The organism is Shinella zoogloeoides, from assembly GCF_020883495.1.
In the GTDB taxonomy this organism is placed as follows: domain Bacteria; phylum Pseudomonadota; class Alphaproteobacteria; order Rhizobiales; family Rhizobiaceae; genus Shinella; species Shinella zoogloeoides.
Map to the genome: position 1 here is coordinate 1,061,894 of NZ_CP086610.1, position 15,194 is coordinate 1,077,087.

Genomic DNA, 15,194 nt, shown 5'->3' on the forward strand with positions numbered 1-15,194 from the left:
GCGCGGTTTCGGTTGACTCGCGCCCCGAATCTCAGAGCGAGGCCTCCCGCGGATACCGGCGCGCGCCACGCGGCTCCGCCTTCGGGTTGCCTTCGTGCGAAAGCAGGCAATCCTCGCCGCGGCCGATATAGTCGCGCGTCAGGGGCACGGACTGCTGGTCGTGCGAGAGCTGGATCTGGAAGACGACGAGATTCTGCCAGCGGAAGGCGCTTTCCGATGCCGCGAGATAGAACTCCCAGATGCGGCAGAATTTTTCATCGTAGAGCGCCTTCGCCTCTTCGCGCCGCGCCATGAAACGTTCCCGCCAATGGCGCAGCGTCTCGGCATAGTGGAGGCGCAGGATTTCCACGTCCGTCACGGCCAGCCCGCTCTTTTCCACCGCCTGCATCACTTCCGAGAGGGCAGGGATATAGCCGCCGGGAAAGATGTACTTCTCGATGAACGGGTTGTTGGCGGATGGCCGGTCCGTGCGGCCGATTGTGTGCAGCAGCATCACGCCGTCGCGCTTGAGGAGCGATGCGCTCTTTTTGAAGAAGGTGAGGTAGTTCGGTCGCCCGACATGCTCGAACATGCCGACGGAGACGATCCGGTCGAACGGGCCCTCCGTATTGCGATAGTCCTGCAGCAGGAATGTCACCGCTTCCGACAGCCCCACCTCGTTCGCCCGCCTGACGGAAAGCGCGTGCTGCTCGTCGGAAAGGGTGACGCCCGTCACCTTCGCGCCGAGCTGGCGGGCAAGATAGAGCGCCATGCCGCCCCAGCCGCTGCCGATGTCGAGTACGCTCTGGCCGGGCCGGTGGATGTTGAGCTTGGCGGCGATATGGCGCTTCTTGGCAAGCTGCGCATCGTCCAGCGACTGGTTGGGCCGCTCGAAATAGGCGCAGGAATATTGCCGGTCCTGATCGAGGAAGAGATCGTAGAGCGCACCCGTCAGGTCGTAATGGTGCTGCACATTCCGGCGCGCGCGCACCACGCTGTTCTTTTCCCGCACCCAGCGGAAGAGATAGCGCAGCCGGTCGAGAAGCCGGTTCCAGCCGGTATCGTAATATTTGAAATCGGGATTGCCGGTGAACACGGCCTTCAGGAAGCCGTACATGTCGCCTTCGACGATATCGATATCCCCGGTGCCATAGTGATGGCCGAGAAAATAGGCGGGGTCGAGTGCAAGGCCCCGAAGGGCTCTTTTCGTGTTGATCCGCAGATGGACCGGGCTTCCTGTGCCATCGCCGAAGGCCTGGCAGGTTCCGTCCGGATAGGTGATTTTCAGATTTCCGGTCTCGACGAGGCGGGAAACGAGAGCCTGAACAATGAATTTCATTCGCTAAACTCCGTCGCGCTTAAAATCTGGCGGAACGGGTCTGGGTCGGAAACCGGCCTGGGAAGCGGCCCGACCGCCAATCCAGTCTAACGAAGTATAAATATTGACGCGAAATGCGGGATTTCAACCCGTGCTTTTTGGCCCCCCAAAAGCAAACGGGCCGGCAGAGCCGGCCCGTTGTCGTTATCAGGCTTCGTCGCCGTCGAGGTCGGCTTCCGGGTCGAAGAAATCGCCCGGCTTCAGCGCGTCTTCGTCAACGCCGTAGATGGCGTCGGCCGAGGTCAGGCTTTCGCCCTTGGACTGGCGCTCGGCTTCTTCGGCCGAACGGGCAACGTTGACTTCAACCGAGAGTTCGACTTCGGCGTGCAGGTGCAGGACGACCTTGTGCAGGCCGATTGCCTTGATCGGGGTGTTGAGCTCGACCTGGTTGCGGCCGATGTTGAAGCCTTCGGCAGCCAGGGCGTCGATGATGTCGCGGGCAGCGACCGAGCCGTAGAGCTGGCCGGTTTCGCCGGCGGAGCGAACGATGACGAAGGTCTTGCCGTCGAGCTTTTCGGCAACGCCCTGGGCTTCCGACTTGCGCTCGAGGTTACGGGCTTCGAGCGTCGCACGCTCGGATTCGAAGCGCTTCTTGTTGGCTTCGTTGGCGCGCAGCGCCTTGCCGAGCGGCAGCAGGTAGTTACGGGCGAAGCCGTCGCGAACCTTTACGGTTTCGCCCATCTGGCCGAGCTTGGCGATGCGTTCGAGAAGAATGACGTCCATTTTCAAGTTCCTTTCTTGGAGTTCGGATATTTTGGAAGTTCAGATATTCTGGTGTTTCTTCTCCGCCGGGGCGGTGGGCGTCAGCGCAATGGTGCGCCGCGTGTCCAGGAGGCCGAGGAGAAGGATGGCGAAGATCGGTATCGTGAAGAGCAATACCGAAACATAGGCGAACCACAGGGCGACGAGCCGCCACGGCTTGCCGCGTGTCCTGAAATGCAGGCTCGCGAAGCCGGCGAGCACGAAGCCGGCCCCGAAGGTGCCGCAGGCGAGCGCGCCGATGATCGCCGGCACGCCGCCCGTGAAGGCGAGGATGAGACCGGCGAGGAAGGGGAAGATGGCATTGCGGTGCATGCGCAGCGTGGACGGCATGTCCTCGCGCGGGCGCAGGCCCTTGCCCGAGGCGCGCACGACGAAGGTCGCGACATAGTAGGCCGCGAACAGCAGGAAGACCCAGAGCGCGCCCTGCACCAGCGGCAGCGCCAGCGAGAAGATGGATTTCAACTGCGCGATGGCGGCGGCATCGGGATTGTAGAGCGGTTCCTGCGCCTTCAGCGTCTCGATGACGATATCGACGAGCTTGCCCGCCATGTCGCTGTTGTAGCCGACGATTGCGCCGACGGCGATCATGCCGAGCGTCACCATGACGGCAAGGTGCGCGAGGATGTTGGACAGCGGATACCAGGCGAGCGCGTTGTCCGGGCCGCCGAGTTCGGAGGCGGGGCGCGCGAGGTTGGCGAGGTTGCTCAGCCAGCCGGCGGGAATCAGCGTGATGAGAACGATCAGCGCGGCGAAATGCGAGGAGACGAGCGCCGAGGCCGTCGCGCCGCCGGCAAGAACGGCGATGAAGGCGCTGGCATTGCCCCAGCCGAGGCCTGCGATCAGGATGGGGAGGGCGGACGCAGCGTAAAGCACGATCGCAAGCGACGACTGCGCATTCGCGCTCAGCGACAGCAGAGCGGCGGTCACACCGGCAACAAGGCCGGTCGCAATCGAGGATGGCGTCAGGGTCTTCACGTTTCGCTGTCCTGTCCGGTCAGACAGTTAGAGGAGTTTCCTGACAAGTCGATTCAGGACCATCTCCCCAACATGGGGTTTTGGCTTCGCAAAGCCGGCGGTTTCCGATCCGCGCCCAACGCGGAAGGGAGGTGGGGAAGGCGGCGAGCCGTCTTCCCCTTGAGTCATGCGCTACGGCCCGACGTCGAGTCAGGCCGCAGGGTCAGCGTGCTTACGCTACGACGTAGGGCAGCAGGCCGAGGAAGCGGGCGCGCTTGATGGCCTTGGCCAGTTCGCGCTGCTTCTTCTGGGAAACGGCCGTGATGCGGGACGGAACGATCTTGCCGCGCTCGGAAATGTAGCGCGAGAGAAGACGAACGTCCTTGTAGTCGATCTTCGGAGCGTTTGCGCCCGAGAAGGGGCAGGTCTTGCGACGGCGGTGGAACGGACGGCGTGCCGGAGCGGAAGAAACATCAGCCATAGTCTTAATCTCCTTCAGCTTCGATTATGCGCGGTCTTCGCGGGCCGGACGGTCGCCACGCGGCGGGCGGTCGCCGAAGTCGCGGCGCGGACGGTCGCCGAAATCACGGCGCGGGCCGCGGTCGTCGCCATCGCGGCGCGGACGGTCGTCGCGGTCGCGCTTCTGCATCATCGCGGACGGGCCTTCTTCGTGGGCTTCGACGGCGACGGTCATGTAACGAAGAACGTCTTCGTTGATGCGCATCTGGCGTTCCATCTCGTGGATGGCGGCGGCCGGAGCGTCGATGTCCATCAGCGCGTAATGCGCCTTACGGTTCTTCTTGATGCGGTAGGTGAGGGACTTGAGGCCCCAGTTCTCAACCCGGCCGACCTTGCCGCCGAAGGATTCGATCACACCCTTGTACTGTTCGACGAGAGCGTCGACCTGCTGGGCGGACACGTCCTGGCGGGCCAGGAATACATGTTCGTAAAGAGCCATGTGGCTTTGCCTTTCTTGCGTTTTAACTACACCCGAAACCGGCGCCAAGCCTCAACGACAGTTCTCAAAGGCCAAGGCCCGAAGCAAGAAAAGCGTTAATCCAGACGGTCGAGAGCGGAGACACGGGAGGCCGGAACCCTTGGTTCCAAACGGCAGATCTTGCGATATGCCGGCCCTCCGTTCAGCCACCAGCCGGTGACCCGGGTGTTTTGAACAGCGCGTTTATACGGATTTTTCGCGGGAAAGCAAGGTCCGGGCCGCAAATGCGCCTGCTCCATTGCGGCACAGGGCGGGAACCAATCCGCGCGCGCCGCGTTTTCCCGTCGATCCAACCAGATGGAGTGACAGACATGCAGGACCCCAACCTTGTCAATCGTCCCCCGGAAGATCGCCTGGAAGACAGAATGACGCCCCCGCTTGAGGATCGTGGCCCGACGGTCATCAGCCAGGGCGGCGGTACAGGCACCTGGGCCGTGGCCGTGATTGCGGCCGTGCTCGTCGCGGTGGGCATCTTCTATTTCGTCGGCAGCGGAACCCCGGGCGACGGCGTCGATCCGAACGCCAACACCTCGGCCATCGGCACGCAGAACGGCGCGCCGGCGGGCGGGACGGCCACGGACGGCCAGTCGGGCGGCGACATGAAGCCGCTGGAAAGTCAGCCGGGCAGCGTGCAGCAGCCTGCGCAAGGCGGCGGCGCGACGACGACCACGCCGTAACGCCAACCCGCATGGGGCATAAAGAAACCCGCCGGAAACGGCGGGTTTCTGTTTGACCGATATATTAGAGGCAGGATCAGAACTTGTAGTTAAGCCGGATCGTCACCAGATGCAGCTTGACATCGTTATCGTCATTGTAAGCGGCGACTGCGGCGCCATCTCGCGTCTGCTGTTGAGAACCGACATTGAATTTGGTGAAGCTGTAGTCTGCTCCGACCGTCCAGTTCTTGGTGAGTGCGAAGTCTACACCTGCTCCCAGCAGAACCCCGCCCACCTTGTTGGATGATTCCCCTACGACAACATTGTCGGCTATGCGCGTGTTCACATAGTCGAGGGTCGTACCGGCATAACCGACTTTCAGGTAGGGCATGGCGTTGTCGAGATTGTAGCCGACGCGTGCCGCGGCGCCCCAATAGTCATTCAATCGGGTTTCGCGCGTCCTGGGGATGCCGTTGAGATCGGTCTGGCTGGAATCCTTTGCATCCAGGAGCGTGTAGAACCCTTCCACGCCTAGCACGAATTGATCGAACTGCTGCTGAACGCCTGCCTGGAAACCACCGGCAACACTCGAGCCATCTGTCGAAAAGAATTCACGATTGTCTTCGCTGCCGCCGACGCCGAGCGTTTCCACATGGTCATAGGAGGAGGGAGACCATGCGCCACCGCCATGCACCCCCAGATAGAAGCCGGACCAGTCTTCGGCAGCCGCCGGTGTAATGGATAGCAGCGCTGCCGTTGCGAGGACGCTGCTGCCGATGAAACATTTCAGTGAAAGCATTTTTGATCTCCCGTTTCTTGCCTATAGATTGCATCGGCGAGATAATGCAAGTCAAGATATCCGCGATTTCCCACGCAGTTTGAATGCATGTTCGCGAAACTCTTTCAGGGTTTTTGGAGGAAGTTGGCTGCGGCAAAGTCGGTTATTTTCGCGCGCCCGAAGTGGAGGCTTCGGTGTTTCTTGAGCAAACCCCATCACGCCGGGAGGAGAAGCCATGGCGAAACATAACGAATGCGCCGTGCGGTGTGCTGCCGCAGATGCGCGCAATGAAATCGAAATCCGGATGGAGGCGCGCGCATGAACATCCATGCCAACCATTCGGAATCCCAGCCTGCGCCGGCAGACGATCTGGTCTTCGCGCTTGAGGACAAGCCGAAGCCGGCGATCGCCCTTCTTGCCGCCATCCAGCACCTGCTCGCCATCATCGTGCCCATCGTCACGCCGGGCCTGCTGATCTGCCAGGCCCTCGGCGTCTCGGCACGCGACACCAACATGATCGTCTCGATGTCGCTGGTCATCTCCGGCATCGCCACTTACGTCCAGTGCCGCCGCTTCGGCCCGCTCGGCGCGGGCCTGCTGATTGTGCAGGGCACGAGCTTCAACTTCGTCGGTCCGCTGATCGCCGGCGGCGTGCTGATGGTCAAGCAGGGTACGCCCGTCGAGGCCGTCATGGCCGCGATCTTCGGCGTGGTCATCGCCGGCTCCTTCATCGAGATGGGGCTTTCGCGCGTCCTTCCCTTCGTCAAGAAGTTCATCACCCCGCTCGTCACCGGCATCGTCGTGCTGATGATCGGCCTCACGCTCATCAAGGTTGGCCTCATCAGCATGGGCGGCGGTTTCGGCGCCATGCAGTCGGGCACCTTTGCCAATGGTGAGAACCTGCTGCTTTCCGGCACCGTGCTCGGCCTGATCATCGTGCTCAACCGCATTCCGGTCGTCTGGGTGCGCAGCGCCGCGATCATCATTGCGCTCGGTGCGGGCTATGCGCTTGCCGCCGCGCTCGGCCGTCTCGATTTCGCGGGCGTCCATCAGGCCGCCTGGTTCGAGGTGCCGACGCCGCTGCATTTCGGCATCGATTTCTCCTGGACGCTCTTTGCGCCCATGGTCGTGATCTATCTCGTGACCTCGCTCGAGGCCATCGGCGACATCACCGCCACCAGCAAGATTTCGCGCGAGCCGGTCGAGGGCCCGGTCTGGATGGAGCGGGTGAAGGGCGGCGTGCTCGTCAACGGCGTGAACTCGCTGCTTGCCGGCATCTTCAACACCTTCCCCAGCTCGGTCTTCGCGCAGAACAACGGCATCATCCAGCTCACCGGCGTCGCCAGCCGCCATGTCGGCGTCTATATCGCCGCCGTGCTGGTGCTGCTCGGCCTGTTCCCGACCATTGCCGGCGTCATTCAGGCGGTGCCGGAGCCGGTTCTGGGCGGTGCGGTCATCGTTATGTTCGGCGCGGTCGCCGCCTCGGGCATCAACATCCTCGCCGGCCTTCAGCTCGACCGTCGCGCGCTGCTGATCATCTCGATCTCGCTGGCGCTCGGCCTCGGCGTGTCGCAGGTGCCGGAATTCGTCTCGCACATGCCGAACTTCCTGAAGAACGTTCTGGAATCGGGTGTGGCGACGGGCGGTCTCAGCGCGGTCTTCCTGAACTGGCTGCTGCCGGAAACGCAGGAACCCAAGCCCGTTCATTGATAGCCTGAACCGGGCGGCCGATTTCGGTCGCCCGGTCTTCTTTCCTTACATCGGCGCGGGATAGAGCCGGTGGATACGGCGGATGCCGTTCATCACATCGACTGAGAGCGTCAGGTCCGCGCTGGCGATATCCGTCTTCAACTGCTCCATCGACGTCGCGCCGATGATGACGGAGGCCATGAAGGGCCGCGTCAGGCAGAAGGCGAGGGCCATCTGCGCCGGGTCGATGCCGTTTTCCTTCGCAAGCTCCACATAGGCGCGCACCGCCGGCTCCTGCAGCGGCTGGTAGCGGCCGCCGAGATCGCCGTTCTTGGTCAGGCGCGAACCGTCCGGCCGCGCGCCATCGAGATACTTGCCGGTCAGAAGCCCGGCGGCGAGCGGCGAATAGGCGAGCAGCCCCACATCCTCATGATGCGACAGTTCCGCAAGGTCGAGATCGTAGCTCCGGTAGAGCAGGTTATACTCGTTCTGGATGGAGGCGACGCGCGGCAGGCCCTTGTCCTCGGCGTGTCTCAGCATCTGCATCGTGCCCCAGGCCGTCTCGTTGGAAAGGCCGAGCGCGCGCACCTTGCCGGCCTTCACGAGATCGCCGACCGTTTCCAGCGCTTCCAGCAGTTCGGCCGCAACCTTCTCGCGATCCTGCTTCGACGGGTCGTAGCTCCAGGCATTGCGGAAGTGATAGTGGCCGCGGTTTGGCCAGTGGAGCTGGTAGAGGTCGATATAGTCGGTCCTGAGACGCGCAAGGCTGTCGTCGATGGCTTCGAGGATGCCCGCGCGGCTCATCGGCGCGCCGCCGCGGATATAGGGGCGGCCGGGGCCGGCGACCTTGGAGGCGAGGATGACCTTGTCGCGATTGCCGCGCGCCTGCATCCAGGAGCCGATGAAGCGCTCGGTGTCGCCATAGGTCTCGGCGGAAAGCGGGGTGGTCGGATAAAGTTCGGCGGTGTCGATGAAGTTGACGCCCCGGGAGAAGGCGTAGTCGAGCTGGTCGTGGGCTTCCTGCTCGCTGTTCTGCGAGCCCCAGGTCATCGTGCCGAGGCAAATCTCGGACACGCCGATGCCGGTCCGGCCGAGCGGATTGTATTTCATGGGAGGAAAATCCTGTCTTTGGAAAACGGCGCGAATGTAGGCCGGTCCTGACGAAGTGCAAGACGCAAAACCGCGATTCCCTGTGCGAAGGCCTTGGAAAGCGTGGGGTTGGACGGGGCGAGAATGCCCGCACGCCTTGACTTGCGAGGCCGGAATGTGAATGGAAAAGGAAACATAAGACGGGAGAAACCCCTATGAGCGTAGCATTCACCTTCCCCGGCCAGGGCAGCCAGGCCGTCGGCATGGGCAAGGATCTCGCCGACGCCTTCCCCGAGGCGCGTGCCGTTTTCGCGGAAGTCGACGAGGCCCTCGGCCAGAAGCTTTCCACCATCATGTTCGAAGGGCCGGAAGAAACGCTGACGCTGACCGCCAACGCCCAGCCGGCGCTGATGGCCGTCTCCATCGCCGTCATGCGCGTGCTGGAAGCGCGCGGCCTGTCGCTGAAGGACAAGGTCTCCTACGTCGCCGGCCATTCGCTCGGTGAATATTCGGCCCTCTGTGCCGCCGGCACCTTCTCGCTGGCCGATACCGCGCGCCTTCTGCGCATCCGCGGCAACGCCATGCAGTCGGCCGTTCCGGTCGGCGAGGGCGCCATGGCCGCCATCATCGGCCTTGAACAGGCTGACGTCGAAGCCATCTGCAAGGAAGCCTCCGCCGGCGGCTCCTGCCAGATCGCCAACGACAATGGCGGCGGCCAGCTCGTCATCTCCGGCTCCAAGCCGGCCGTCGAGGTCGCGGCCCGCCTTGCGACGGAGAAGGGCGCCAAGCGCGCGCTGATGCTCTCCGTTTCCGCCCCCTTCCATTCCGCCCTGATGGCGCCCGCCGCCGACGCCATGCGCGAGGCGCTCGCCACTGTTGCGGCCAAGGCTCCGGTCGTGCCGGTCATCGCCAATGTGCGCGCCGCCCCGGTCAGCGATCCTGAGGAGATCGTCAAGCTTCTCGTCGAGCAGGTCACCGGCCAGGTCCGCTGGCGCGAGACGGTCGAGTGGTTCGGCAAGAATGATGTGACGACACTCTATGAAGTCGGCTCCGGCAAGGTGCTGACCGGCCTTGCGCGCCGTATCGACAAGTCCGTCACCGGCATCGCCATCAACACTCCCGCCGATATCGACAGCGCGCTCGCAGCGCTCCTCGGCTGATCTTTCTTCAAAGGAACGGAACCATGCTTGATCTTACCGGCCGCAAGGCTCTCGTTACCGGCGCATCCGGCGGCATCGGCGAAGAGATCGCCCGCGTTCTCCACGCCCAGGGCGCCATCGTTGGCCTGCACGGCACCCGCGTCGAGAAGCTGGAAACCCTCGCCAACGATCTCGGCGAACGCGTCCACATCTTCCCGGCCAACCTTTCCGACCGCGCCGAAGTCAAGGCGCTCGGCGAGAAGGCGGAAGCCGAACTCGGCGGCGTCGACATCCTCGTCAACAATGCCGGCATCACCAAGGACGGCCTGTTCGTGCGCATGAGCGACGAGGACTGGGATGCCGTCCTCGAAGTGAACCTGACGGCCGTCTTCCGCCTGACGCGCGAACTGACCCATCCCATGATGCGCCGCCGCTACGGCCGCATCATCAACATCACCTCGGTCGTCGGCGTCACCGGAAATCCGGGCCAGGCGAACTACTGCGCCTCCAAGGCCGGCATGATTGGCTTCACCAAGTCGCTGGCGCAGGAAATCGCGACCCGCAACGTCACGGTCAACTGCGTGGCCCCGGGCTTTATCGAAAGCGCGATGACCGGCAAGCTGAACGACAAGCAGAAGGAAGCGATCATGGGGGCCATCCCGATGAAGCGCATGGGCACCGGCGCGGAAGTCGCGTCGGCCGTCGCCTACCTCGCCTCGTCGGAAGCCTCCTACATGACGGGCCAGACGCTGCATGTGAACGGCGGCATGGCGATGATCTGAAGCTGGCCCAAGCGCCCGGCGAAGCAGCATAAATTGCATGTTGACCGCTGGCGCGCCCGCCATTTTCAGGCTTTGCGGCAGGCATAAACCGTGTTAATCGGGCCATGACTGCCAGCAGTCGACCGGCAAAAGCCTGAGCGATCGGGCGATACGCAAAAGGATCGTCGATCCCGCATTGTCGGTTGAAGGGATTGCCGGATGTGTTCTTGAGGGCACATCGGGCGTGTTGAGTGTCCGGTGCCGTGAAGGCGCCGATCAAAAAAACGAAGGTCGAGGAATCCGACATGAGCGACGTAGCAGAACGCGTAAAGAAAATTGTCATTGATCATCTGGGCGTTGACGCCGAAAAGGTCAGCGAAGGCGCAAGCTTCATCGATGACCTTGGCGCGGACTCGCTCGACACCGTCGAACTGGTCATGGCGTTCGAAGAAGAATTCGGCGTCGAGATCCCGGACGATGCCGCTGACTCGATCCTGACGGTCGGCGACGCCGTCAAGTTCATCGAGAAGGCCCAGGCCTGATCTGATTTCCGGCGGGCCGCTTTCGGGCGGCCCGTCCCGGTCTCCGTCCGGAGGCCACACCTCTCTCGAGGCAACGGATACGAATACAAAGGGTGGATCACGGACGATGAGGCGTGTCGTTATCACAGGTACCGGCATGGTATCTCCGCTTGGCTGTGGCACCGAAGTGACCTGGAGCCGGCTTCTCGAAGGCCGCAGCGGCGCCGCCAGGGTTACCGCCTTCGAGGTCGAAGACCTCCCCGCCAAGATCGCCTGCTCCATTCCCCTCGGTGACGGTTCCGACGGCACCTACAATGCCGACCAGTGGATGGAACCCAAGGAACAGCGCAAGGTCGACCCGTTCATCGTCTATGCGATGGCCGCCGCCGACATGGCGCTTGCCGACGCCGGCTGGCACCCCAAGACCGACGAAGACCAGATCGCGACCGGCGTGCTCATCGGCTCCGGCATCGGCGGCCTCGAAGGCATCGTCGAGGGCGGCTATACGCTGCGCGACAAGGGCCCCCGCCGCGTTTCTCCCTTCTTCATTCCCGGCCGCCTGATCAATCTGGCCTCCGGCCACGTTTCGATCCGCCACAAGCTGCGCGGCCCGAACCACTCCGTCGTCACCGCCTGCTCGACCGGCGCGCACGCCATCGGCGATGCCAGCCGCCTGATCGCACTGGGCGATGCCGATGTCATGGTGGCCGGCGGCGCCGAATCGCCGATCTGCCGCATTGCGCTTGCCGGCTTTGCCGCCTGCAAGGCGTTGTCGACCGAGCGCAACGACGACCCGACCGCCGCCTCGCGCCCCTATGACCGCGACCGTGACGGCTTCGTCATGGGCGAGGGGGCCGGCATCGTCATCCTGGAAGAGCTGGAACACGCCAAGGCGCGCGGCGCGAAGATCTACGCCGAAGTCGTCGGCTACGGCCTTTCGGGCGACGCCTACCACATCACCGCACCATCCGAGGACGGCGACGGCGCGTTCCGCTGCATGACCATGGCGCTGAAGCGCGCCGGCATTCCGGCGAGCGAAGTCGACTATATCAACGCGCACGGCACCTCCACTATGGCCGACACGATCGAGCTCGGTGCGGTGGAGCGCCTCGTCGGCGATGCCGCCTCCCGCGTCTCCATGTCGTCCACCAAGTCGGCCATCGGCCACCTTCTGGGTGCTGCCGGTGCGGTCGAGGCGATCTTCGCGACGCTGGCGATCCGCGACAACATCGCGCCGCCGACGCTGAACCTCGACAATCCCGACGTCGAGACGAAGATCGACCTGGTGCCCCACAAGGCCCGCAAGCGCGAGATCAACGTGGCGCTGTCCAACTCGTTCGGCTTCGGCGGAACGAATGCCTCGCTGGTGCTGAAGCGCTACGAAGCCTGATCCCGGCCGGGACGTGAGGTCCCGGCGTGCCCGCACCCGAATGTGAAGAGCGGCCCGATCCCGCTTTTGCCGTATTGCTCTGCTGGAAGACGTCGAGCAATGCCCAAACCCATGAGGACAGTCCGTGAGCGACACGAACGATTCCGGCGAGATGCAGTTCGGTCGCGGCGAGGCCTCCGGCCAGCCGCGCATCATTCCCAAATCCGCCAAGGAAGCCCTGCGCCCCGAACAGGTACCCGAGCCGCCGAGCCGCCGCCGCTCGCGCAAGGCTCGCAGCCAGGTCGTCATCTTCCTGAATTTCGTCATGACCGTGGTGGTGTTCGCCACCATCATCGGCGTCGCGATCTTCTACTACGGCGTGAAGAGCTACGAAGAGCAGGGGCCGCTGACCGCCAACACGAACTTCATCGTTCGCGGCGGAGCCGGCACCAACGAGATCGCCGCCAACCTCGAGCGCAACAACATCATCACCGATAGCCGCGTCTTCCGCGTGCTCTCGCGCATCTATCTCGATGGCGAGACGCTGAAGGCCGGCGAATACGAGATCAAGGCCGGCGCTTCCATGCGCGAGATCGTCGAATTGCTGAAATCCGGCAAGTCGATCCTCTACAGCGTCTCCGTGCCGGAGGGCCTGACGGTCAAGCAGGTGTTCAAGCGTCTCGCGGAAGACCCGGTTCTGGAAGGCGACCTGCCGCAGGAACTGCCGGCCGAAGGCTCGCTGATGACGGATACCTACAAGTTCTCACGCGGCACCAAGCGCGGCGATATCCTGCACCAGATGCTGGATGCGCAGAAGGCGCTGATCGACCAGATCTGGGAACGCCGCGACGATAACCTGCCGATCGCCACGCGCGAGGAATTCGTGACGCTCGCCTCCATCGTCGAGAAGGAAACGGGCCGGGCGGACGAACGCTCGCGCGTCGCCTCGGTATTCCTCAACCGGCTTGAAAAGGGCATGCGCCTGCAATCCGACCCGACGATCATTTACGGCATCTTCGGCGGTGAAGGTAAGCCGGCCGACCGGCCGATCTTCCAGTCGGACCTCGAAAAGCAGACGCCCTACAACACCTATATCATCAAGGGCCTGCCGCCGACGCCGATCGCCAATCCGGGCCGCGCCGCGCTGGAAGCCGTCGCCAACCCGTCGCGCACCTCGGACCTCTACTTCGTCGCCGACGGCACGGGCGGCCACGTCTTTGCCGAGACGCTGGACGAGCATAACCAGAACGTCCGCCGCTGGCGCAAGCTGGAGGCCGAGAAGGCCAAGGAAGCGGGCGCGACCGACCCGCAATGAGGGTTGGGCGAGATTGAGAAACGGCCCCGGCGCTCGGCGTCCGGGGCCGTTTCGTTTCCGGGCGTCACCTTTGATGTGGATCGCGCGCCGTTCCATGCGCTTGCCCGTTTCCAACCCCTCGAAACTGCTTCACTTTGGCGGGGACGATTGCGCGCCTGCCGCGCGCATCCGGCTGCCCGCGCCATGCGCGGATGCCATTGGAGGCTGACATGACATTGCAATCGATGACCGGCTTCGCGCGGGTCGAGGGAACGAGCGGGCGCACGCGCTGGGCGTGGGAGCTGCGCTCGGTCAACGGCAAGGGGCTGGACCTGCGCCTGCGCCTGCCGCCCGGGCTGGAGGCGCTGGAAGCGGATGTGCGCCGGCTCGCCGGGGAAGCTTTTTCGCGCGGCAATCTCCAGATCGGCCTTGCGGTGAGCGTCAGCGAGGCGCAGGTCGAGGCCGTGGTGAACGAGGGCGCGCTGGCTGCCGTTCTGGCGCTGCGCGACCGGCTCACCGGCATCGTCGACCCCGCGCCGGTCAGGCTCGACACGCTGCTCTCGGTGCGCGGCATCGTGGATTTCCGCGAAGCCGAGGAGAGCGAGGCGGAGCGTGATGCGCGCGACGGCGATATCCGGACGGGTCTTGCCGAGGCGGTGCGTTGTCTTGCCGACATGCGGCGCAAGGAGGGGGCGGCGCTCGCCGAGGTTCTGCTCGGCCAGATCGCCCGCATCGAGGCGCTGACGGCGACCGTGGAGGCCGACCCCTCGCGCAGCGTCACGGCGATTGCCGAGCGGCTGGCCGGCCAGGTCGCCGCGCTGCTGCAGGGCGCAAGCGCCCTCGACCGTGACCGGCTGCATCAGGAAGCGGCGCTGCTTGCCACCAAGGCGGATCTGCGCGAGGAGATCGACCGGCTGAAGGCGCATGTCGCCGCTGCGCGCGAGCTTATCGCCGGGGGCGGTCCCATCGGCCGCAAGCTCGATTTTCTCGCACAGGAATTTAACCGGGAATCGAATACGATCTGTTCCAAGTCGAACGCCGCTGCTGTAACGGCTGCAGGTATCGAACTGAAGGTCGTCATCGACCAGTTCCGTGAACAGGTCCAGAATTTGGAGTAGGCCATGGCCGAGCCGTCGAAACAGATCCATATCGAGCGCCGCGGGCTGATGCTCGTCATTTCCTCGCCGTCCGGCGCCGGCAAGTCGACCATTGCACGCAACCTGCTGGAGGCCGATCCGGGCCTCAGCCTGTCGGTCAGCGTGACGACGCGCCAGCGCCGTGCCAGCGAGATCGCCGGCCGGCACTACCATTTCATCAACCAGAAGGAATTCGAGCGCCTGCGCGACAGCGACGCCCTGCTCGAATGGGCCGAGGTGCACGGCAATTTCTACGGCACGCCGCGCGAGCCGGTGGAGGCCGCCATGTCCGCCGGCCGCGACATGCTCTTCGACATCGACTGGCAGGGCGCCCAACAGCTCCAGGAAAAGATGCCGGCCGACGTCGTCTCCATCTTCATCCTGCCGCCCTCGATGACCGAACTGCAATCGCGCCTGCATCGCCGAGCGGAAGACACCGAGGAGGTCATCCAGACGCGCCTCGCCAATTCCCGCGCGGAAATCGAGCACTGGCGCGAATACGATTACGTCATCCTCAACGACGATCTCTCGGTCGCCTTCGACGCGGTGCAGAGCATCGTCAAGGCCGAGCGCCTGCGCCGCGATCGCCGGCATGGGCTGTTCGAGTTCGTGACGAAGCTGGTGACGGAGAAGCCGGTTCTGTAAGGCACAGCGTTCGCGGCACCCCCCTCTGTCCTGCCGGACATCTCCCC

At 64.0% G+C, this 15,194-nt stretch carries 17 protein-coding genes; 9 read left to right on the forward strand and 8 right to left on the reverse strand.

The features are described from left to right. Positions 1 to 31: 31 nt before the first annotated feature. The 5 genes from K8M09_RS05260 to rpsF form a co-directional block, all read right to left on the reverse strand. On the reverse strand, positions 32 to 1,318 hold the full coding sequence (locus tag K8M09_RS05260) for an SAM-dependent methyltransferase (protein WP_160784937.1): 1,287 nt from the start codon (positions 1,316 to 1,318) through the stop codon (positions 32 to 34). Between the two features lie 186 nt (positions 1,319 to 1,504). Then, positions 1,505 to 2,080, reverse strand: coding sequence for a 50S ribosomal protein L9 (gene rplI / locus K8M09_RS05265; RefSeq protein ID WP_160784936.1), 576 nt, complete (start codon positions 2,078 to 2,080; stop codon positions 1,505 to 1,507). 39 nt (positions 2,081 to 2,119) lie between these two features. Beyond that, on the reverse strand, positions 2,120 to 3,094 hold the full coding sequence (locus K8M09_RS05270) for a DUF2232 domain-containing protein (RefSeq protein ID WP_160784935.1): 975 nt from the start codon (positions 3,092 to 3,094) through the stop codon (positions 2,120 to 2,122). Between the two features lie 211 nt (positions 3,095 to 3,305). Continuing rightward, positions 3,306 to 3,554, reverse strand: a complete 249-nt coding sequence (gene rpsR, locus K8M09_RS05275) for a 30S ribosomal protein S18 (protein WP_023515801.1) — start codon at positions 3,552 to 3,554, stop codon at positions 3,306 to 3,308. A 24-nt stretch (positions 3,555 to 3,578) separates the two neighbouring features. Continuing rightward, the gene (gene rpsF / locus K8M09_RS05280; protein ID WP_160784934.1) at positions 3,579 to 4,031 is read right to left on the reverse strand and encodes a 30S ribosomal protein S6; all 453 of its coding nucleotides are present in this window, start codon (positions 4,029 to 4,031) and stop codon (positions 3,579 to 3,581) included. A gap of 404 nt (positions 4,032 to 4,435) precedes the next feature. Between rpsF and K8M09_RS05285 the strand changes: the two genes are divergently transcribed. Continuing rightward, positions 4,436 to 4,747 carry a hypothetical protein gene (locus tag K8M09_RS05285; protein ID WP_160784933.1) on the forward strand — a complete coding sequence of 104 codons (312 nt, stop codon included), beginning with the start codon at positions 4,436 to 4,438 and terminating at the stop codon, positions 4,745 to 4,747. 76 nt (positions 4,748 to 4,823) lie between these two features. Here K8M09_RS05285 and K8M09_RS05290 read toward each other — a convergent pair whose 3' ends face one another. Together K8M09_RS05290 and K8M09_RS05295 are read right to left on the reverse strand one after the other, a co-directional pair. After that, positions 4,824 to 5,525 carry an outer membrane protein gene (locus tag K8M09_RS05290; protein WP_160784932.1) on the reverse strand — a complete coding sequence of 234 codons (702 nt, stop codon included), beginning with the start codon at positions 5,523 to 5,525 and terminating at the stop codon, positions 4,824 to 4,826. Positions 5,526 to 5,576: 51 nt separating this feature from the next. Further along, complete coding sequence (locus K8M09_RS05295) at positions 5,577 to 5,843, reverse strand: hypothetical protein (protein ID WP_160784931.1); 267 nt, start codon at positions 5,841 to 5,843, stop codon at positions 5,577 to 5,579. On the opposite strand from K8M09_RS05295, the gene K8M09_RS05300 reads away from it, so the two are divergent. Beyond that, entirely contained in the window at positions 5,823 to 7,214 is a 1,392-nt protein-coding gene (locus K8M09_RS05300; RefSeq protein WP_160784930.1) for a nucleobase:cation symporter-2 family protein, read from the forward strand. The two genes, K8M09_RS05295 and K8M09_RS05300, sit on opposite strands and share 21 nt — an antisense overlap. Before the next feature lie 45 nt (positions 7,215 to 7,259). Here the strand turns inward: K8M09_RS05300 and K8M09_RS05305 are convergent, their stop codons facing one another. Beyond that, positions 7,260 to 8,303, reverse strand: coding sequence for an aldo/keto reductase (locus K8M09_RS05305; RefSeq protein WP_160784929.1), 1,044 nt, complete (start codon positions 8,301 to 8,303; stop codon positions 7,260 to 7,262). Positions 8,304 to 8,497: 194 nt separating this feature from the next. Between K8M09_RS05305 and fabD the strand changes: the two genes are divergently transcribed. The 7 genes from fabD to gmk all read left to right on the forward strand — a co-directional run bounded on the left by fabD (position 8,498) and on the right by gmk (position 15,147). Beyond that, positions 8,498 to 9,442, forward strand: coding sequence for an ACP S-malonyltransferase (fabD, locus tag K8M09_RS05310; protein ID WP_160784928.1), 945 nt, complete (start codon positions 8,498 to 8,500; stop codon positions 9,440 to 9,442). Between the two features lie 23 nt (positions 9,443 to 9,465). Next, positions 9,466 to 10,203, forward strand: a complete 738-nt coding sequence (fabG, locus tag K8M09_RS05315) for a 3-oxoacyl-[acyl-carrier-protein] reductase (RefSeq protein WP_119259148.1) — start codon at positions 9,466 to 9,468, stop codon at positions 10,201 to 10,203. 284 nt (positions 10,204 to 10,487) lie between these two features. Further along, positions 10,488 to 10,724 (forward strand): acyl carrier protein, encoded by a 237-nt coding sequence (locus K8M09_RS05320; protein WP_018327362.1) that lies wholly within the window; start codon positions 10,488 to 10,490, stop codon positions 10,722 to 10,724. Positions 10,725 to 10,830: 106 nt separating this feature from the next. Continuing rightward, positions 10,831 to 12,093: a beta-ketoacyl-ACP synthase II gene (gene fabF / locus K8M09_RS05325; protein WP_160784927.1), complete on the forward strand. Its 1,263-nt coding sequence runs from the start codon at positions 10,831 to 10,833 to the stop codon at positions 12,091 to 12,093. A gap of 124 nt (positions 12,094 to 12,217) precedes the next feature. Continuing rightward, positions 12,218 to 13,387 carry an endolytic transglycosylase MltG gene (mltG, locus tag K8M09_RS05330; RefSeq protein WP_160784926.1) on the forward strand — a complete coding sequence of 390 codons (1,170 nt, stop codon included), beginning with the start codon at positions 12,218 to 12,220 and terminating at the stop codon, positions 13,385 to 13,387. A 209-nt stretch (positions 13,388 to 13,596) separates the two neighbouring features. Continuing rightward, positions 13,597 to 14,484 (forward strand): YicC/YloC family endoribonuclease, encoded by an 888-nt coding sequence (locus tag K8M09_RS05335; RefSeq protein ID WP_160784925.1) that lies wholly within the window; start codon positions 13,597 to 13,599, stop codon positions 14,482 to 14,484. Between the two features lie 3 nt (positions 14,485 to 14,487). Beyond that, entirely contained in the window at positions 14,488 to 15,147 is a 660-nt protein-coding gene (gene gmk / locus K8M09_RS05340) for a guanylate kinase (RefSeq protein ID WP_160784924.1), read from the forward strand. Positions 15,148 to 15,194 lie beyond the last annotated feature (47 nt).